Source organism: Acinetobacter sp. GW821-FHT09D10 (genome assembly GCF_059416285.1).
In genome coordinates this window covers 1,113,277-1,131,954 of the sequence record NZ_JBWKOW010000001.1, presented here as the reverse complement: position 1 = coordinate 1,131,954, position 18,678 = coordinate 1,113,277, and the positions used below count along the sequence as shown (strand labels likewise).

At 37.7% G+C, this 18,678-nt stretch carries 16 protein-coding genes and 1 pseudogene; 10 read left to right on the top strand and 7 right to left on the bottom strand.

Going from position 1 to position 18,678, the window contains the following annotated elements; all coding sequences use genetic code 11:
* The first annotated feature begins 1 nt into the window (after nt 1).
* The 7 genes and pseudogenes from AC07M3_RS05305 (at nt 2) to AC07M3_RS05275 (ending at nt 8,567) form a co-directional block, all read left to right on the top strand.
* Nucleotides 2-1,297 (top strand): ABC-three component system protein, encoded by a 1,296-nt coding sequence (locus tag AC07M3_RS05305; protein WP_228138775.1) that lies wholly within the window; start codon nt 2-4, stop codon nt 1,295-1,297.
* Nucleotides 1,281-1,820 (top strand): ABC-three component system middle component 1, encoded by a 540-nt coding sequence (locus tag AC07M3_RS05300; RefSeq protein WP_031978655.1) that lies wholly within the window; start codon nt 1,281-1,283, stop codon nt 1,818-1,820. The genes AC07M3_RS05305 and AC07M3_RS05300 overlap by 17 nt, the downstream gene beginning before the upstream one ends.
* Nucleotides 1,810-4,950, top strand: coding sequence for a sbcc family protein (locus tag AC07M3_RS05295; protein WP_494566744.1), 3,141 nt, complete (start codon nt 1,810-1,812; stop codon nt 4,948-4,950). The genes AC07M3_RS05300 and AC07M3_RS05295 overlap by 11 nt, the downstream gene beginning before the upstream one ends.
* Before the next feature lie 68 nt (nt 4,951-5,018).
* Nucleotides 5,019-5,132 (top strand): annotated as a pseudogene (locus AC07M3_RS05290) (PoNe immunity protein domain-containing protein); the annotation flags it as partial.
* A gap of 65 nt (nt 5,133-5,197) precedes the next feature.
* Nucleotides 5,198-6,325, top strand: a complete 1,128-nt coding sequence (locus AC07M3_RS05285; protein WP_494566743.1) for an exodeoxyribonuclease VII large subunit — start codon at nt 5,198-5,200, stop codon at nt 6,323-6,325.
* Nucleotides 6,322-7,317 carry a hypothetical protein gene (locus AC07M3_RS05280; RefSeq protein WP_494566742.1) on the top strand — a complete coding sequence of 332 codons (996 nt, stop codon included), beginning with the start codon at nt 6,322-6,324 and terminating at the stop codon, nt 7,315-7,317. The genes AC07M3_RS05285 and AC07M3_RS05280 overlap by 4 nt, the downstream gene beginning before the upstream one ends.
* Nucleotides 7,314-8,567 carry a hypothetical protein gene (locus tag AC07M3_RS05275; protein WP_000138813.1) on the top strand — a complete coding sequence of 418 codons (1,254 nt, stop codon included), beginning with the start codon at nt 7,314-7,316 and terminating at the stop codon, nt 8,565-8,567. The genes AC07M3_RS05280 and AC07M3_RS05275 overlap by 4 nt, the downstream gene beginning before the upstream one ends.
* A gap of 142 nt (nt 8,568-8,709) precedes the next feature.
* On the opposite strand, the gene AC07M3_RS05270 is transcribed toward AC07M3_RS05275, so the two are convergent.
* The 3 genes from AC07M3_RS05270 to AC07M3_RS05260 all read right to left on the bottom strand — a co-directional run bounded on the left by AC07M3_RS05270 (nt 8,710) and on the right by AC07M3_RS05260 (nt 11,616).
* The gene (locus tag AC07M3_RS05270) at nt 8,710-9,987 is read right to left on the bottom strand and encodes a tyrosine-type recombinase/integrase (protein ID WP_494566741.1); all 1,278 of its coding nucleotides are present in this window, start codon (nt 9,985-9,987) and stop codon (nt 8,710-8,712) included.
* Nucleotides 9,988-10,571: 584 nt separating this feature from the next.
* Nucleotides 10,572-10,760, bottom strand: a complete 189-nt coding sequence (locus tag AC07M3_RS05265) for a glutathione S-transferase N-terminal domain-containing protein (RefSeq protein ID WP_494566740.1) — start codon at nt 10,758-10,760, stop codon at nt 10,572-10,574.
* A 109-nt stretch (nt 10,761-10,869) separates the two neighbouring features.
* On the bottom strand, nt 10,870-11,616 hold the full coding sequence (locus AC07M3_RS05260; RefSeq protein ID WP_209735341.1) for an SDR family oxidoreductase: 747 nt from the start codon (nt 11,614-11,616) through the stop codon (nt 10,870-10,872).
* Between the two features lie 139 nt (nt 11,617-11,755).
* On the opposite strand from AC07M3_RS05260, the gene AC07M3_RS05255 reads away from it, so the two are divergent.
* On the top strand, nt 11,756-12,646 hold the full coding sequence (locus tag AC07M3_RS05255) for a LysR family transcriptional regulator (protein ID WP_494566739.1): 891 nt from the start codon (nt 11,756-11,758) through the stop codon (nt 12,644-12,646).
* Between the two features lie 304 nt (nt 12,647-12,950).
* Nucleotides 12,951-13,274, top strand: coding sequence for a hypothetical protein (locus tag AC07M3_RS05250; protein WP_080592363.1), 324 nt, complete (start codon nt 12,951-12,953; stop codon nt 13,272-13,274).
* 118 nt (nt 13,275-13,392) lie between these two features.
* On the opposite strand, the gene AC07M3_RS05245 is transcribed toward AC07M3_RS05250, so the two are convergent.
* Complete coding sequence (locus AC07M3_RS05245) at nt 13,393-13,659, bottom strand: hypothetical protein (protein WP_494566915.1); 267 nt, start codon at nt 13,657-13,659, stop codon at nt 13,393-13,395.
* A gap of 665 nt (nt 13,660-14,324) precedes the next feature.
* Here AC07M3_RS05245 and AC07M3_RS05240 point away from each other — a divergent pair.
* A complete protein-coding gene (locus AC07M3_RS05240; protein ID WP_494566738.1) occupies nt 14,325-14,879 on the top strand; it encodes a TetR/AcrR family transcriptional regulator in 555 nt (184 codons plus the stop codon).
* Nucleotides 14,880-14,974: 95 nt separating this feature from the next.
* On the opposite strand, the gene AC07M3_RS05235 is transcribed toward AC07M3_RS05240, so the two are convergent.
* The 3 genes from AC07M3_RS05235 to AC07M3_RS05225 all read right to left on the bottom strand — a co-directional run bounded on the left by AC07M3_RS05235 (nt 14,975) and on the right by AC07M3_RS05225 (nt 18,663).
* On the bottom strand, nt 14,975-15,334 hold the full coding sequence (locus AC07M3_RS05235; RefSeq protein ID WP_004641933.1) for a C1 domain-containing protein: 360 nt from the start codon (nt 15,332-15,334) through the stop codon (nt 14,975-14,977).
* A gap of 378 nt (nt 15,335-15,712) precedes the next feature.
* Nucleotides 15,713-17,071, bottom strand: coding sequence for an amino acid permease (locus tag AC07M3_RS05230; RefSeq protein ID WP_494566737.1), 1,359 nt, complete (start codon nt 17,069-17,071; stop codon nt 15,713-15,715).
* A gap of 146 nt (nt 17,072-17,217) precedes the next feature.
* Nucleotides 17,218-18,663, bottom strand: coding sequence for an NAD(P)/FAD-dependent oxidoreductase (locus tag AC07M3_RS05225; RefSeq protein WP_494566736.1), 1,446 nt, complete (start codon nt 18,661-18,663; stop codon nt 17,218-17,220).
* Nucleotides 18,664-18,678: the final 15 nt, after the last annotated feature.

The window sequence follows — 18,678 nt, the reverse complement described above, 5'->3', positions numbered from 1 at the left end:
TATGACAGCATCCGAAATCATGCAGTCTTATTGCGTTAGGGTTAATGCTGGTAGTGGCGTACTTGTCAATGCTATGACGCAGGATTACTCCTATGTGCTGACCGCAGCCCACGCAATTGAGAATATCACTGACCATGTGGTAATTGATCATCTGGGTAATAATCTTCCTGTTTTAGCAGTGCTCAAGTATCCAGAATCGCAAAATGTGGAAGCGGTCCCTTATGATTGCGCAATTTTAAAAGTTGAATATCAGGCAAGAGTTGCACAAAGATGTATTCCTGCATCAAGCTTACCTCTACGTTCCGATCTTGTATTAGTTGGATTCCCAGGGACCGAGAGAAAAAGTTCGAATCCTATAAAGCATTATGATGGGCATTTGACTAGTGTAGCCAATGAGCTGGTCATTTTTACAGTTGAAGGTACTCCTGGAAAAGCGACGATCGACGGCATGTCAGGCGGAGGAGTTTACCACGTCCAAGGTGAAAGCCCATTTCTTATAGGTATTGAGTTCCAAATGGATGGTACTGGTCAAGATCAGCAATATGGTCGAGTGCAATGCTACAGCCTAATGAGATTTGAAGAAATCATAATGGCACATGCAAGTGCATTGATGATTCCTGCTCATTTGGAATGCTTTTCTAGAATGCGGGAGATGATATTTGCATTCAATGTGATTGACCAAAACAACGTCTATCATCTTAAAGCAGCGTTAGAGAGACTTGCCGATTCGCTAATTGCAAATGGGATGCCTCCACCTTATGAAGTCATGATGCAATATAATTTACAGCTGCTAGTTGATTCCAAACGCCCTGATGAGCTCAAAAATCAAGAATTATGGACAGCTTATTTAGAGTTTTTAGTAATCTGCGCATTGATGGATAATATTGGAGTCACAAATGTTGATTATATAAAAAGTTTAGAGCGAAAGCGCAGGTTGTTATATACCAGTGACGGCACGAATTGGATTAGTCGCTTGGAAGAGCTGCTTAAAATTGCGCGAAAACTTTTAGACAAAGATGGCACGCTTATTGTTGCATCACCAGATGCGGCAGCAAAACATCTACCTCCAAGTTTTGTGCTTGATAGAGTGATAAGTGATATTGCTGTTGTACCAAATCAAGGACCATTTTCTATTGATGCGGTTGAAAGCTCTATCTATACGAGTTTCAAACTAACTCATCTGGAAGGGCTTCGTAATACTTGTGTGATCGATAGCGAATTTGAATATAAAAGTCTGCCATCTGGCATGGCACAATTACAGCTTCTTAAGGACAAGCTTAATGAAATTATTAAGTGAGGAAGTCGATCTAGGTTTCTTATCTGCTCAGTACGAGAACATTAGGTTTTATATGTTTCGCTCGGATGACCCTTTTTCGTTCATCTCCTGCATAACATGTATATGTGAAACGTCAGCAGAAGTAGTAGAAAATTGGCAAGCTATCCAAAATATTATTTCTGTTCATCATCAGCCTGCGGGCAGTTTGGCAGCGTGGAATGTATATTTGGCTTTTGTCACAACTGAGCAAGTTTCTGTATGGGAAAAATATGAAATCGAAAATAATAAGTTTGTTGCTCGTAAGATCATAATTGATGGGCTCCAAGAAATACCTAGTCTTGAACAATTGGCTATTGAACTACAAAACCAGTTATTAGGTTCAGATTTAACGCTTGATACCCGAGTCAATAATCCAAAAGAGGCTTTGCTATCTTTAGAAAGGTATGTTCGTGGCACACCATTAGATTCAAAAACCGAGTCTAGAGAAAAGCGTGCCCAGATGATCAATAGCATAATGGAATTTTTGAACAATAATGAAAATTAAAAAAGTTGAGATTGAGGCATTTCGTGCTTACAAATCAAAGTCAGACGGAACTTTTGATTTTACGAATGAAGGCGATATTCCTTCGAACTTTGTTGCGATTTATGCGCCAAATGGTTTTGGTAAAAGCTCGTTTTACGATGCAGTTGAATGGGCTGTCACCAACCATTTAGAAAGGCTTGGAGGGGAATATAATAAATCTAACTTTGAAAGTGCGGCTAAGTGTACTAAGGCCCCTAATGAAGGTCAAAAGATTCTACGTAACAAATACGCTGCTAAACAATTGATTACAAAGGTCACTGTATCTACTACTAGACTGAAGCCTTTTGAGAATAAACTACCAAAACTTCGTTCGAATGGGCGGGACTTAAGTTTTGGCGATAAGCGTCAACGGAGAAATGAGTTTTTTCGACGTGTTGTTTTGAGTCAGGATGAGATTGATAGATTTCTCAGAGAAGCAAAGCCTCAAGAGCGATATGCTAAATTTATGGAAAGTTTTGGTGGAGATATCGAGATAGTGCGCAAGGAGTTGTCAGCGCTTATCAGTGATAATAATGCAGAGCTGAGTGTTCTTAATAAGCAACGTGAGTCGTTTATCGAAGAGTTGAAGCAACCAATTAACCTTTCTGTATTTGAGCATTTCAATTCAGTTGCGGCTGAACTTAATGCAGCGGGTGAGAATATTGTATTACCTGATGAAAAATTTTCATCTCAGAGTGAATATCAACTTAACGCTAGACTTGTATCGCGACAGCATGAACTGAATACGTTGCTCCAAGCGAAAATAAAAACATCAGAAGCGCTGGCGGATAGGTTGGCGAAAATACCTGAAATAGAGCGCCATATCAACTATCAGGTAGAGCAAAAACCTCAACTTTCTAGGCTATTGAAAGGGGTTGCCGATGCCGATAAGTATCAGATGCTATTCGACTCATACAACAAGTGTGTGGAGGATCAAAAACAAGCACATGTGCGTCTGACTCGCCTGATTGAAATCGCTGAGAACACAGAGACTTTTTTAATAACTGAGTTACGTCTTCTCGAATTATCAACACTCCAAAAGACACTGACCGAAGAACACTCCAAAAGTACTATCAACCTTTCGAGTCTTGAGCAGCAATTAAGTGAATTGAACAGTGAGCTTAAGATTGCTGATGATAGAGCTTTGCTATTAAGGAACTCTGTCGACAATGCTGGACCAGTGTATGCCTCACTTTCGAACCATCGAGCTCAGATTGGTATTTTAAGACAACAAATCACCGCTAAAGAAATTACTATTCAGGTAGACAAAATCCAGTTAGATGAATTGAATCGTGAGTTAAGAGAGGTCTCCGCATTAAATATTACTTCTAATTTATTATTAACTGGAAATGTAGGGGCTTTACTTTTTGATCAAGATAAAATTAAACAGTTGACGAGATGTCAAGCTGACCTTGATTTGATCGAGGTGCATAATCAGGCTCTCTCTGCTACTCAGAAAGCCTTAACTGAGCAGATGGAACAGCACGAGCAGTTAATTGCTATAGGCTTGGATTATCTTGCTGTGCAGCCTTCAAATATTTGTCCTTTATGTACAACTCATCATTCATCTGTAGAGAGTTTACTAGATAAGGTTAAGAGCCAAAATCTGATGTCTGAATTGAGTTTAGAGAATTCTAGAAAGCTTTCACTCTCATTCATGCGTCAAAAAGAACTTAGGGAGACAATACAGGCGATTACTCAGCAAGCAGTTGAAGCACAGGTTCAGCAGCTCGGTATTCTACATAAAAAGCTCACTGAAGTTAGCGAGAGGCATGCTCAAGCAGTGTTTGAAAAATCTACTCTAGAGGCAGAATACAATACCTTAGAAGTTGGAATAACTGAACTAGAAAAGTTAGTTTGGGGGCTTTCAAATGATGAACTAGTATCTCGAGTAGAGGCAGAGCTTAGCCAACTTGCGACAAAACGCTTAAATCTGCTTGCACGGCAAGCGGAATTGTCTACTCAAGTTCAATCAGTAACTACTTGGATCAAATCTAAAGATTCTGAGTTGTATGAGTTAATTTCTGAAAGTGAGAGAAAAAGTAGCGAACTTATCTACGTTACAATAAAGACATACCTAAATGAAAATGCTATTGCTGCTTCAGACCTCAAAAAATATTGTGAGGTGAAGAAAAACGAGCTTGACGCGGAAGTACTTAAATATAAAGTTACTAGTGAATCCCTAGCTGGTCAGTGTAAAGTTTTGCAGCAGGAAATGATGGCTGATGGTACATGGGTGGATTTTGCTAATTTAAAACTGCAGAAGAATGATTTAGAAGCAAATTTTGCTCGTTCTCAAACGGCTGTGAATGCTTTTTATGAGAGCTTATCTAATATTATTATCGTTCAGCCTGAAGATACTTTGGAGAGAGTCAAAGGGCTCATAACAGCGGCGGTTGAAGATTGTCAACTTCGTGTTCTAGATATCGATAAGCTGTTAAACAGCATTAAGTTACTTCTAGAGCTTATGGCTTCGTTTAAGCCTTATATTAAACGTATCTCTCTTCAAGAGGAGCTTACCAATGTAGAGTTGCAGCTGGGTCAACGTAATCGAGTCGATGTGGCTCTGAAAGCGGAAAGAGATAAAGTTGTGGACAACTTAAAAACGCTTATTAATAACTTTTTTTATGAAGATCTTATTAATTCCATTTACAGGAAAATAGATCCGCACCCTGCTTTTAAAAAAGTAGAATTTAAAGCAGACTTTGATTCCGATAAGCCCGGTCTAAATATCGTGGTTAGCGATGGGGCTGGAGGGTTGATATCTCCTATCCTTTATTTTAGTGCTGCTCAAACAAATATTCTTAGTTTGAGTGTATTTCTAGCGAGTGCGCTTCATGCGAAGGATGATGAGGGTAATCCCGTTAACGTTATTATGATTGATGATCCAATCCAATCAATGGACTCCATTAACATACTTTCTACGATTGACCTCCTGCGAAGTATTTGCTTGCAGTTTGACAAACAAGTCATTATTTCAACGCATGATGAAAACTTCTTTAAATTACTCCAACGCAAAATTCCAACACAAATTTTGGGGTCAAAATTCTTGCAATTGGAAAAGTTTGGTGTAGCCGTGTCAGTCGAACCATTCCTCAACTATGCTTTATAATAAGCAGTGGGGAGCCTATGGTCCAAGACAGGAGCACCGAACGCTGCACCCTTTAAAAGTATAGGGTATGGGTAATCTCTGCAAAACTTGATTCACGACAGTATTTTCACCAAGGTGTAATATTGCCGATCCTTTCAGAAACGGATTGGGGTGAAGTGTATTGGTACTGGGATGGTGAATAGCCTAAGTGCTTTATCCCGAGATAAAGCTTTAGGTTGACAGATGTATATAAATTTTAAGATGTGTTATGAACCAGAATTTATTACCCACTTTTATGATCAGTGACTTACATAACTTTTTAAATGATACATTAAAAGCTTATATTGATCAGCGGAGACAAGGACAACAACTTTTTTGTGTGCGTGGCATATTAAAAAATGTTGAGCAGGCAGTTGAAAACTCAAAATGGTCATTAGTCTATGATCTGATCATTCAAGATACCACTGGGGCGATTGAAGTTGAGATTCCAAAACATCTACTATCTAGTTTCAAAAATGGTAGTTATGTTGAAATACATGGAGTGCCAACATTTAACTTTTTTAGAGAGCAATGCACTAAAAGATTAAAGGGGTACACTATACAGGCGATTGAAGATGATAGTGCAATACAAGCATTCCAGTCGAAGCTGTCAACCTTAGATGATTTAAAAAAGCATAGACCAAAGAGCCATCCTTTCCCTAATCAATTTGATCTTTCAGTCGCTGTGATTTACTCCTCAGCAAGTAAAGTTGATATACAAAAAGACTTTTACAACTATCTTAATGAATATCGTGATGAGTTCAATTTTGATGAGAAGCCTGTTAGTTTGAGCAACGTTGAAGCATCATCACAAGTAATAAGTTCCTGTAGTGATCATGATGTTGTTGTGGTTATTCGAGGTGGGGGGAGTAGTGATGCATTTGATATCTTTAATGATGAAAAAGTATTAAATGCTTTTTCTAATTTGAATGGATATCGAATTGTAGGCTTGGGTCATAATTCCGATGTAACACTTTTAGACTACTTGGCGGATCATTCTGCAATCACTCCATCAGATGCTGGAATACATTTAAAAGGGCAGTTTGATGAATTGTTTTCTAGAAATGACATCTTAGAGCAACAGAAAATTAAAATTTTTAAGCTAGAGAATGACCTTAAGGTAAAAAGCGAAGATGTGATTGCCTTGTCTGCTAATTTAAAGCAACTGTCTGATCGAACAGATATACAGACATTGATGAATGAAAATAAGAGCTTGGTTGAACTGAATCATGAACTCAAACAACAAGTGAGTAATGGAAGGAAGGACGACGCAACCAACAAAAGCGGCTCCGTTGTGATGTTTATTATTGCCGTTGTTGCTGTTATAGCAGGGGCAGTATTAGGAAGACTAATGTGAACACAGTAGATAGAGCTAGGTTGGTGATAGATGCTTTGAAAGATAAGTCATCAGTACAGGAAGTCAAAAAGCAGCTTTGTAATGATGATAATGACTGGAAGATTGTCAGTAAAGAAGCCTATGAGTTATATCTCGAAGAAGCACGTCAACAGCGAAAAGTAGATGAACAAACCCGCGATGTAATTGTCACGCCATTAAAAGAGATTGAAGATCTGATTCAAAAATTAAATAATGAGCTTGTGAAATATGCATTAAGTTTGCCATCGACAGTCACGCTTACAGATGTAGTGAATGTTCAAAAGTTAATTTCTGATATGCCAGCAAATGAACATAGAATCATAGATGCCTTTGCAAATATTATCATGAATCCTGTAATGCGAGCGCGACAGAAAAAAGGTCGATTTGAGCATTTCCCCCCTTTTAAAAGCTTTATAAACATCATTGAATCTGCTGTGATTTCTTACTATCGAGGCAATTTTATTGGTTCTTATTTGACCTTGATTCCTGTTGTTGAGGGGGTGATGTTAAGGTGGCTTGGTTATTTCGGAACGGGTAAAAAGCCTACCTTTCCTGATCTAAAGACATTCTTTAGCAGCTCTTATCAGAGACAACCATGCCCGGGGAATGTTTTGTTTTATGATGTATTCTCAAAAGCATGTGACAAGTTACTTACAGAACATCTATTTAAAAATTCCCAAGATGGAGATGCCTATTCAAACTTTAATAGGCATCTAGCAGCTCATCTACTTAATGATTCGCAATTTGCTACAAGAGAAAATTGTGTAAGACTCTTTTTGTTATTGGATTTAATGTCAGAGCTTTACTTATACGAAGCTCATTGCGGTGGTGATCCAAGATTTAAATTGAGCGGTGAAGACATATCACTTGAATTTAATGAATATCTTAAACTAATGGGGCAGTTACATAGCCCTGAAAGAGTCCTTTTAAGTGTCACAATGGACACAAAACATACTCCATCAGGTGACCTATGACAGAACCTACAACATTTGAAGAGTTTAAGTCATCTTTAGCTGAGAGAGACTTAGATGGCATAGATTCGGAACATACTTGCTCGACACTTGCGTTGGTTAAGTCATTCAATGCCAGCGGTCCACACATGAACCGTTGGTGGGTAATGACCCCTGTGAACTGGTCTTGCCCTTGTTGTAAAAGGACTAAGGCAGAAATAGTAAGGTTAAATAAAAATAATTATCTAACCTGCCAATTACATGAACATCATGACCACATGAAAGATGTGGTCAAAGGGCTTTTTGAAAAGTATTCGATTCAAAAAGATCACGTTGTAGCTGATGAACTTTCTGAAAAATTTGCTATCAAGGCTGCATTCTCTTTATCTGCTTATGACAATACGGTTATTTGCTTTGATTGTAATAAAGCAGATGCAGAAGCCAAAAAGATAGTAAAAGCGCACAAGTATTTTTCATTCTCGCCACGTGAGATTGCAGAGTTCGTCAAACCTACACCAAATCAAGAGCATGAAATTGATCCACTACTTGCACAACAAGTGTGGGAAAGGGCTAAACCCATTTTTGAAATGAGAATGGAGTTTGCTGAAAGATTTGCAAAAATTGCGGCTGAAAATCAAGATTGGTATCAACCATCAGAAAGAACTGCTAAGCAAATTGAACGACTTGCTAAATGGCATTTTGAACGTCATGGATTACACCAACTTGATAGATATGAACCGGAGAGGCTGCTTTATAATCCAGTACCATTTAAAGGTGCGAACAGTTCATGGCGGTTAAAAGATAACCCTATAGTTAAAAAGAAGCCTTCAAACAATGAGCTTGCCCATCTTGTCGCTACACGAGGGAAGTATTGGAACAGATATGAAGGTGAGTGGTTCTGTCCTTGTTGTTTTAGAGATAAATATGATTGTGTGAGGCCTTCAAAGAAAAATTCATGGATATTTGAGGTCAAAACAGCTTCTCTATTTTCCACTAAAGATATGAATTTCGATTCCAACCCTGCTCCGATGTGTGTTGATTGTGTTGATATGGCATTAAATTTTGGGCGGGAAGTGTTGGAGTTAAGCGGAAAGCGTTCGATGATCCACTTTCCTAGTTCTGTTCTTACCTTAAAAGAGCTTCGAGAAATTGTAATTGCTAGACCACATTCTCAACACAAGTTTAAGAATGAAGTCATTGATCGTATTATTCCTGAGATTGTACAAAGGGTTATAAAGTTTTGTGATGAGGTGGTAGATCAGGGTAATGATTGATAAATACACAGAGCAAAGACAAAAATTTGCTACATACTGCTAATGATCCTAAACAGCTACACCCTCTAAGAATTATGTTCCACATCAATCGATAATTACTATGCTTCTGCCATCTAAGGCAGAAGCATTCGTTTTATGCTGTCTAGTTAAAGTGTGTACTACAGAATTCGGCCCAATCAGTCATTAATCCCTTACGCTTTTCTAGATAAGCTCCTCGTAAATAAGCTGCTTCAACTTCATCTGGTAGTTTATGCGCTAATACGTGCTCACAGACCTCACGAGGGTAATCAGTTTTATCTGCTGACCAATCACGGAAAGTAGAACGGAAACCATGTGTTGTGATCACTCGATTTTGCTTAGGATCAATATAGCCTAACGCATTTTCTTTAAGTTTTTGTTCATGCATTCGCTTAATCAAAGCTGTCAGTGACATATCAGAAAGCATGCCACCACTGCGAGGTGCAGGGAAGATAAAATCCTGAGGCTGGGTATACAGTTTAATGGATTCAAGCAATGAGAGGGCTTCGGGAGATAAAGGTACACGGTGTTCCTTTTCTGCTTTCATTCGCTCTTTCGGAATGATCCAAACTTTAGATTCAAAATCAATTTCCTGCCATGTGGCACCAAAGACTTCACCAGAACGACATGCCGTTAAAATTGCAAATTCTAAAGCTTTTGGAGAAATGCCATCTTTCTGTCGAAGGTGCTGGACAAACTCAGCCACTTGTTCATAAGGTAAGGATGGGTGAGGGCGTGATTCCTGTTTTAAGTTGCCTAAAATAGGTTCAAGATTACCTTTCCATTCAGCAGGATTATCACCCTCAAAATATCCTATAGCCTTGGCATAATCAAAAATGGTTTCTAGACGACCACGGATACGTTTAGCGGTTTCATTTTTCTCAATCCAGATAGGCTTAAGTACTTCAGCAATATCAACTTTGGTAATGCTGCTAATAGTGAGATCACCCAGCGTTGGGTAAATGTAGGTTTCCAAGGTTGATGACCATTGCCCAATATGTTTTTCATTTTTAAGTTCACGAGTTTTATTGGCAATCACAACTTTGGCACATTCACGGAAAGTTTTATTCTTTAACTGCTGGATGCGGAGCTTTTCGAGTTGTTCCTGTTTATGAGCAATTGGATCAATACCACTTCGTATTTGTAATCTTAGTTCAGTGGCTTTGGCACGAGCTTCAGCTAAAGAAACTTCAGGATAGGGACCAAGACCAATATCACGGCGATGCGGTTTTTGCTTACCATCCTTATCAAGACGTTTACCAACTACTGCACGTAAAATCCAGACACGTGAATTGCCTTCGACATTTAAGCAAAGGCCATCAACACCCCCTACAGAATGGCGACCAATCTCTTTGATTTTTGCTACACTGAGAGCAGATAGTTCTTTAGCTTTCTTTGGCATGATCTTTCATTTACCCCACAACTTACCCCTCTTAAAATACTGGAAATGGATAGATTAGACAAGACGTGGTTAGACTATTATTGTTTTAAGTTCTTGAAAAATATATTTTTATAATATTGATTTGGACGGTATGAGACAAGTGTTAGACGGACACCGCTTCCGCCAAATTCGAAAAGCCTCTGTGAAAGCAGGGGCTTTTTTTATGTGTATATTTTTTAGTACTTAGAAACTCATATAAAAATTTGGATTGGAATAGTCAAAATAAGAATAATTCAGATGGCTTTGGATAATAGATAAATTGAGTTTGAGTTGAGCTCTTACAGAACAAATCCTTGTGTAAATGTACTGTACACCTACTTTTTGATCTTGTTCTTATTGTTTATAGTCATGATCATCCTTTTGATTGAGATTATCTTGATCTGTCATTGGTTGTTTTGTAGGTGATGCTGCTTTTCGCCTATTTGAGCTTGCAGTAGTTTCCTGGCTATTCTTAATGAAGATATTCTGTATCTTTTAAAGTGTATGTTTCCTCAATATATTCACAGATTGCGACACTTTCCAAAATAATATTTTCTTTTTGATTGCTATCTAACTAATACTTTTAGTAATGGAACTTTTCCCGTTGAAGATATACTCAGAAACCAGTCTGGTTTATCTTGGAGGTTAACGTTAATGCTTTGAAATGTGATATTTTTTTCAAGAAAAATGATAGCAGCATGTTGTACAAAGAGACATAAATGATGACTAATTAAAGTCAACGATGAATTATTCATTTAAAGTAACTAATAAGATTCAGCCAAGCCACTACTAAGATGTAGGGACTTGGGAAAAGAAATAGTTTGTTATTTCAACAAATAATAAAATTTTTAATCAAGAATTTGATTAAAGAGAGCGACCACCATCGACAATAATTTCAGAACCAATTGTCCATCTAGATTCGTCTGACGCTAAATATAATACTGCACTCGCAACTTCTTGTGGTGTACCGAAACGACCAAATGGAATTGTTGCAATGATATCTTTATTCAATTGTTCACGATAAGCATCAGGAATACCAAGCTTATCGTATAATGGAGTATCCACTGGACCGGGGCTGACAGCATTAATTCGAATACCACGATTAATTAGTTCACTTGAAAGTGTTTTTGACATATTCAATAAAGCTGCTTTGGTTGCACCGTAAACTGATGAGTTGGGTGCACCGAGATGCGCGCTTACTGATGTATTAAGAATTACTGAAGCTGGATTGGCAAAGACTGGTAACAATGCTTGCATTAAAAAATATGGACCTTTGACATTGATATCAAAAGAACGATTAAACATTTCTTCTGTCCACTCTTGAATTGGAAGCCATACCGATATGCCTGCATTCAGAAAGGCGACATCTAACTTTCCATAATGATTTTGAATGGTTTGTGCTAATTCCCTCTGTGCGGTGATATTAGATGAATCTGCTTTTAAGACTAAAACTTCGCTTCCAAGCTCGGACTTTGCATTTTCGATTGATTCTGGGTTTATACCAGTAACGATTACTTGTGCACCTTCAGATAAAAAGTGTTTTGCTGTTTCAAGACCAATACCACTTGTACCGCCTGTAATGAGAGTGCGTTTTCCACTTAATCTAGACATATAGGTTTCCTTTAGATTTTTTAAGATAGGTTTATATGTTGACCGATCGAATACAAACTATATATTCATGTAAAAAACTTGATAAGATATAAAAATAGAATATATTTCATGCTTAAATTGCATGAATAAAGGATGATTTATGGATAGATTACTGCTTATGACTTGTTTTGTCCGTGCTGTTGAGACAGGAAGTTTTTCAGCTGCAGGGCGTGATTTAGATTTAGGTCAACCAAACGTTAGTCGTTATGTCGCAGCACTAGAAGAGTATTTAAATACTAGGTTGCTTCAACGAACTACTCGTAAACTTTCTCTTACTCCTGAAGGAGAAAGCTATTATCTTGAAGCCAGACGTATTCTTGACGCAGTGGAAGAATCAGAATCTTCATTTAAGGGTAATATTGTTCCTTCAGGAGTTTTACGTGTTGCATGTCCTACTGCGTTAGCACATACATTTTTAGTGCCACATTTATCTAAATTTTTAGAGCTCTATCCAGAACTAACATTAGATTTACAGTTTAATGATCGTTACGTAAATTTGGTTGATGAAGGAGTTGAGTTGGCGATAAGGATTGGGCATTTACAAGATAGTTCCATGCGTGCTCGGCATCTAGGATCATTTAAGCGAGTATGTGTTGCGAGTAATCAATATTTGGCTAAACATGGTATTCCTATAATACCTGCTGATTTGAGTAAACATGATTGTTTGGTTTATACATTATTGTCGACAGGTACAACATGGCAATTCCACGATAAGGATGTATCAGTTTCAGGTAGGCTTCGAGTAAATTCTCCTGAGGCTATTCGGGAGTGTGTTAATGCTGGATTAGGAATTGCTTATGGGCCAGAATGGCTATTTGAAGATGGTCTAAAAAGTGGCAATTTACAGTTAATATTAAATGACTACGCACCGCCCCTTGTTCCCATTCAAATAGTTTATTTAGCTGGTCGATTTCTTCCTAAAAGGGCTATTGCTTTCATGGATTTTGTAGCTGAAATATTTGAAAAAATTTCTGCATTTAATACTAGATAATAAAAACACTAATACAAAATATAGATATGATTTTGCACATAATGAAATTCAGTGAATGCTGAAATTATCTCATGAAACATGTGTTGTTATTGTCATACTTTTAAAATACATATTGTAGAATATTCCGATACTAATAATTTGCTCTTAAGGCAGTATTAGTATCAACCGCATTATAAAACTAACTCCTTTACTTAACTTGCAAAGTAAAATCGATCTTGGTATGTACTGAATTTAAATTAATAGATATGGATAATTCATGAATTTAATAAATCACTGTAGTAAGTTCTTTCTTGTAGTTTTTCTTATGATGAATCTTTCAAATACATATGCAGCAAAGATACAGGCTGTAGATGCTGAAGTGCAAGAGAGTGCTGTAGACGCAATGGAGGCAGCTGGAGCAGAAGCTGTAGAGGTTGGTGAAGAAGAGGCTGCATGCCGTGCTGACGAGGCTTGTGATGTTGCATCTGCTGTTTCTGAGGATGAAATGTATGGTGGTATTCAACAGGAATATGTCGTAAAAGGCTGTAAGGTAACAATCTACAATGATGGGCCTGTGAAAATGGTTAATATAAAGACGGATCAACCATGTGATGCTCCACTTCCTAAAGACCATAAATTTTCTAGATAGAGCCTGTTAAATTATTTTTCAAAGCTAAGTCACGGTTATCGGGCTTAGCTTTTTTATTTAGAATATTGTTTTAATTTAATCATCTTATAATTTTGGGGATAAATTTTCGCTAAAAAACTCATTGATTCCAATAAGTACTAAACATTTCTTTAATGCCAATTTCATCTTCCATATATTTGTCTGGAGATATTTTTAACCCAACACCACTTAAATATATTACTGCTTTCCATAGGAGTTCCTCTTTAATAGGAGGATCGAAAGTTAAGTCTTTATTATCCAGTGCATTCATTCTTTTTCTTGCCCATTCTTCAACATCGTCTCGGCTGATTTTATGGTTTAACAGATCATTGAATACTTGTTGTACATCTAATAAAGATATTTTCATTTCATTGTTTTCCATTTTTTATATTCTAATTTTACCTGTTGAAACTAATATATCTATATAAATTTCAATCCCGTTATAAACCCCTCTTTAACAATACCTCACCCATTATTTACCCTTACTTTTTAATGATCTATTTTAAAACAAATGTCATTTTGTGTGCTTGACTGCAATAGGGTAGAGCACTATCCTTTGCCTGCTGGCCACATTGCCAGTCGGTTGTCGCAGACCGGGAAAACAAAGTCGATATGCAAAACTTTTGTTTTGTGTGTCGGGAACTCGTTCGCCCCCTTTTTCTCTACGGTAGGGCGGAAGGGGGACACCTTCGGGTGTGCTGGTTCCTTTGTTTCCAGTCTGCGAACCCCCTTTCGTTCTGCCACCATAATTTTAATGTTTTGGCAGAACTCCCTATAAAAAGGAGTTGGCTTTGCATATTCATTATTTCTTGGCAGTCATTGCCAAAGTCTATATCGACACAACTTAAAAATTTAAAGAAGTTTGATTGCCACTAAGCTTTTCAAACTTTAAATCATCTCAACCAAAAGCTTAATCAACAATAAACTTGAGATGTGCTAAGCACAGTCTTTACGGCTTTGCTATGCCTTTTATTTGCTCAAAAAAGTATCTCATTTATACACAACAAAAATTTATTTTAAAACGGTAAAACTATGCCACATTCAGATCTCCCATTTCGTGCATTAAGTGTGCTTCATACATCCCGCTATCTTTTTAACAATTATGGCTTTCATAAAGTCGGCGTAGACCGAATTATTGAGTCAGCAAAAGTTCCCAAAGCCACTTTTTATAATTACTTTCACTCAAAAGAACGCCTTATTGAAATGAGTCTATCCTTTCAAAAAGATGGTCTAAAAGAAGAGGTGCTTTCAATCATCTACGTTCAGAAAGAATTAACTGTAATTGAAAAACTTAGGAAAATTTACTTTTTACATGCCGATTTAGACGGGCTTTATCATTTGCCTTTTAAAGCTATTTTTGAAATTGCGAAAACACATCCCAAGGCATATCAGGTAGTCGTTGGTTATCGAAACTGGTTCATAAATGAAATCTATAATTTGCTTTTAACAACCAATGCAAATGCTTCAAAACATGATGCTCACATGTTCTTGTTTGTGATTGATGGGGCAATGGTTCAGCTCTTAGATCCGAACAAACCAGATGAAAGAGAAAGGTTGTTGGATTATTTTTTAATTACTTTGGGGTAGATTTGGTGAGAACAGCGGTAAGGAAAGAGATCAAAAATTGCTTACTTTCCTTACTTTTAAAAATAAATTAAACCTGAGCTTAACTTAGATAAATATTACTTCTTTTGTTTAAAACGGTATTTGCATTTTAAGCAGCGGTAGTCCTGAAAAATATTTTTGTCGATCATGACACCCGCTTTTTTACCAAAAATATTACCCACCACACCGCCAGTGATTCCTGCACTAATTGCACCGACAAAAGTTCCTACAGTTCCGCCAACAATCACCCCTAAAGGGCCAGCAATTGTACCAATGGCTGCACCAACAGAAGCGCCAGTAGCAGCACCGCCTACAGTGCCTGCTGTTGTGCCAGCAGCTGTCAGTAAAACACCGCCAGTTGTTCTAAGTAATTTGTCATGGTCACGTGCTTCAACTTCAGTAGAACCACACTTAGGACATTGCAGAGTTTTTTCCATAAAATTTCCTGTCTTTCATCATTGAGTGACACAGTTGACGGCGCTAAATCAGTAAAGTGGGTAAAGAACCTGTCTTACGATGGAGTGTCTTTTGCCTATTGAGTGATTGCAACAATAAACTGGTCTGCTTTGATTTTAGCTGAACATGAGCGCAAGTATTTATAGATCATGTAAACACTTGTACTTTAATAATTATCTCATTAAATACCAATGTTTAGAATGACTCAGGGTTACAATCATTGTGTCGAGCAGAGAACCATTCAATAATGATGAATAGAATATGAATGGCTTTTTGAGTAGATTTTCTGAAGTTACTTAGGGTGACGAGCTGTTAAATGATAAAAGGCTTATCCTGTTTGAATAAGCCTTCTTTGAATATTAGAGTGCTTTTTTCCAACTTAAAAATTTATATAGCCCAAACATGAAAGTGATCCAGATCGGAAGTAAAATCACCGATTTCTCAAATCCTTGAGTCCACATGATATATAAAATCATGCCAATGAAAATCAAAACAATATAGTTACTCAAAGGTGAAAATAGCGCAGGAAATTTGGCAACTTTATCTTCAAGTTTCATCGCACGTTTAAACTTCAAATGGGTAAAGCTAATAATTGCCCAGTTTAAAACCAGTGCAGCTACTGCCATGTACATGAGATAGCTTAAAGCTTGTTCTGGTACGAAATAGTTAAGTAGTACACAACCAAAAATTAAAATAGAAGAGAAGATAACAGCGGCTTTAGGAACGCCTTGCTTACTCACTTGTGCAAAAATTTTGGGTGCATGACCTTGTATGGCAAGCCCATATAACATACGACTGTTTGCATACATGCCGCTGTTATAAACCGAAAGTGCAGCAGTCAAAATAATAAAGTTGAGTAAATGTGCCGCCCAACCAATACCCAGTTGGCTAAAAATCATGACAAATGGGCTTTTATCTAAACCACCGAGGTCAAGCTGATTCCACGGAATAAGTGACATGATGATAGCAAGTGAAGCAACATAAAAAATTAAGATTCGAAAGATGACTTGGTTAATGGCTTGAGGAATGCTTTTTTCTGGATTTTCAGCTTCAGCAGCAGTCATCCCAATCAGTTCAATGCCGCCAAAGGCGAACATTAAAAAGGCGAGCATATAAAACAGGCCCGAGAACCCGTGCGGGAAAAATCCACCATGCTGCCATAGGTTTGCAAAGCTAGCGATAGAGTCACTACCCGCAGTAAGCAGTAAATATAGACCAAACACAATCATTGAAATGACCGCAGCAACTTTAATAATGGCTAACCAAAATTCAGATTCACCATAGAATTTAACATTGCCCAAGTTTAAACATGTGACTAGAACAAAGAAAAATAAGGCTGATATCCATGCAGGAATGTGGGGCCACCAGTAATGCACATATTTAGCAACCGCTGTCAGCTCGGTCATTGCAACCAGAATATAAACAACCCAATAGTTCCAGCCTGATAAAAACCCAGGGAATCTTCCCCAATATTTTTGTGCAAAGTAACTAAAAGAGCCAACGACTGGTTCTTCTACAATCATTTCACCCATTTGGCGCATAATTAAAAATGCAACCAAACCGACGATGGCATAACCTAAAATAATGGAAGGACCAGCGGACTGGATGACTTGTGCAGAACCTAAAAATAGTCCTGTACCTACAGCGCCACCCATAGCGATTAACTGGATATGGCGATTTTTAAGTCCACGTTTTAATTGGGAAGATGAGTTGCTCAAAATATATGCGCTGAATTAAAAAGCTGGCGCTATTGTAATAGATTGGTTAGGGATAACCTAGTTTGAAAAGGATTTTACTCAGGTAAATAAAAGGATCCGTACAAAGCTATACGAATCCTTTTTTTAGAAAAAGAGATCTTTTAAGATTAGAAAGAAACCATTTTGCCGGGGTTTAACATTGCACCGATTCCATACATGCTTTTGGCGAGTGGAATGACAACGGGTGCAAGTGTGCGGCCAAACATAATATTTTGATGGTCAATTTTAGATAACATTTCAAAGTCATTAGATTGCCCAACAAAATCACTTGCGATGGCTTTACCAATACGAACAGTCTGCGCCACACCATGACCGCTCCAGCCATGAACAGCATAAATCGGGAATTTATTGCCAAACTTACGGCTATCAACTGCACCATTTACCGTTAAATCAGTCGTTCCACTCCAGACAAAATCCATCTCTAGATTTTTAATTTGAGGGAATACTGTATGAATTCGATGCTCTAGATAATTTAAAGTTTTCTCTGGTCCCCAACATGTTCCAGTACCTTGACCACCAAATAGTAAACGGTTGTTAAACACGGGACGGTAGTAATCGATCTGGAACTGAGTGTCATAAACCGGATGTCCAAAGGGAAGAAGCTCTTTTGTATCAAGCTCTAGCGGAGCGGTGGTTGCAACATAGGTATAAAATGGAATAGTGGTATTGTTTTGCTCTGATAAAAGTTTAAACGAAGCATGGTGTACTGCTAAAACCACAGACTTTTTAGCTTTCACGACTGCATTGGCTGTATGAACATAAATACCATCTGCTTTTTCTTCTATTGAGATGACTTCTGTTTGTTCATAAACAGTACCGCCATTTTGGCAAAAGCCATAAATTAAGCCACGGTTTAAAGAGAGTGGATGAATTTGTCCACCCAACTCATCAATTAAACCACCTGTATAATAATCAGACTTAATAAAGTCCATAAGTTCGTGTTTACCCACAATGCGGGTATGGTCTTCACCTAAATATTTTCGTGCATCGGCGCCTTGTGTTAAACCTACTAAATGTCCTTCATGAACGGCGGCAGTAATGTGACCGCATTTTCGGTCAAAGTTAAGCTGGTATTTTTCCGAGATGTCATCAATAAGTTGCATGGCTTCTGTAGAGGTAAAATGCCACAGTTTTTTTGCATCTTCATAACCTAGTCGATCGGCCATTTCTTGAGCTTCCCAGCGTGCCAAACCGGGGGTAAGTTGTCCGCCATTTCTGCCAGAGGCTGCACTACCAATACGATTTTTTTCTAATAAGACAGTATCTACACCTTGTTCAGCTAAATGTAAGGCTGTCGATGAACCTAGTAAACCGCCACCAATAACAACCACATCGCATTCTAAATCGACTTTTAAACTGTCAAATGTATGCCAGTCATTTAGTGAGCTTTCATAGTAGTTCGCTGGATTATCTACCGATGCGCTTTCAAGTGTTGTTTCATCAAATTTTGCATGTTTTGGATTTAACCAGCTCCATTCTTTACCCACTTGTAGAGATTTACTTGGTTTATATTCCACGTCTTTTAAAAACTGAGGTTTAGAAATAATATTCATGATGAAGTTCCTTAA

Bases quoted from the DNA above. Each gene is read 5' to 3' on its own strand.
- AC07M3_RS05305 (WP_228138775.1), top strand. From the start codon at position 2: ATGACAGCATCCGAAATCATGCAGTCTTATTGCGTTAGGGTTAATGCT.
- AC07M3_RS05300 (WP_031978655.1), top strand. From the start codon at position 1,281: ATGAAATTATTAAGTGAGGAAGTCGATCTAGGTTTCTTATCTGCTCAG.
- AC07M3_RS05295 (WP_494566744.1), top strand. From the start codon at position 1,810: ATGAAAATTAAAAAAGTTGAGATTGAGGCATTTCGTGCTTACAAATCA.
- AC07M3_RS05285 (WP_494566743.1), top strand. From the start codon at position 5,198: ATGAACCAGAATTTATTACCCACTTTTATGATCAGTGACTTACATAAC.
- AC07M3_RS05275 (WP_000138813.1), top strand. From the start codon at position 7,314: ATGACAGAACCTACAACATTTGAAGAGTTTAAGTCATCTTTAGCTGAG.
- AC07M3_RS05270 (WP_494566741.1), bottom strand. From the start codon at position 9,987: ATGCCAAAGAAAGCTAAAGAACTATCTGCTCTCAGTGTAGCAAAAATC.
- AC07M3_RS05265 (WP_494566740.1), bottom strand. From the start codon at position 10,760: ATGAATAATTCATCGTTGACTTTAATTAGTCATCATTTATGTCTCTTT.
- AC07M3_RS05260 (WP_209735341.1), bottom strand. From the start codon at position 11,616: ATGTCTAGATTAAGTGGAAAACGCACTCTCATTACAGGCGGTACAAGT.
- AC07M3_RS05255 (WP_494566739.1), top strand. From the start codon at position 11,756: ATGGATAGATTACTGCTTATGACTTGTTTTGTCCGTGCTGTTGAGACA.
- AC07M3_RS05250 (WP_080592363.1), top strand. From the start codon at position 12,951: ATGATGAATCTTTCAAATACATATGCAGCAAAGATACAGGCTGTAGAT.
- AC07M3_RS05245 (WP_494566915.1), bottom strand. From the start codon at position 13,659: ATGAAAATATCTTTATTAGATGTACAACAAGTATTCAATGATCTGTTA.
- AC07M3_RS05240 (WP_494566738.1), top strand. From the start codon at position 14,325: ATGCCACATTCAGATCTCCCATTTCGTGCATTAAGTGTGCTTCATACA.
- AC07M3_RS05235 (WP_004641933.1), bottom strand. From the start codon at position 15,334: ATGGAAAAAACTCTGCAATGTCCTAAGTGTGGTTCTACTGAAGTTGAA.
- AC07M3_RS05225 (WP_494566736.1), bottom strand. From the start codon at position 18,663: ATGAATATTATTTCTAAACCTCAGTTTTTAAAAGACGTGGAATATAAA.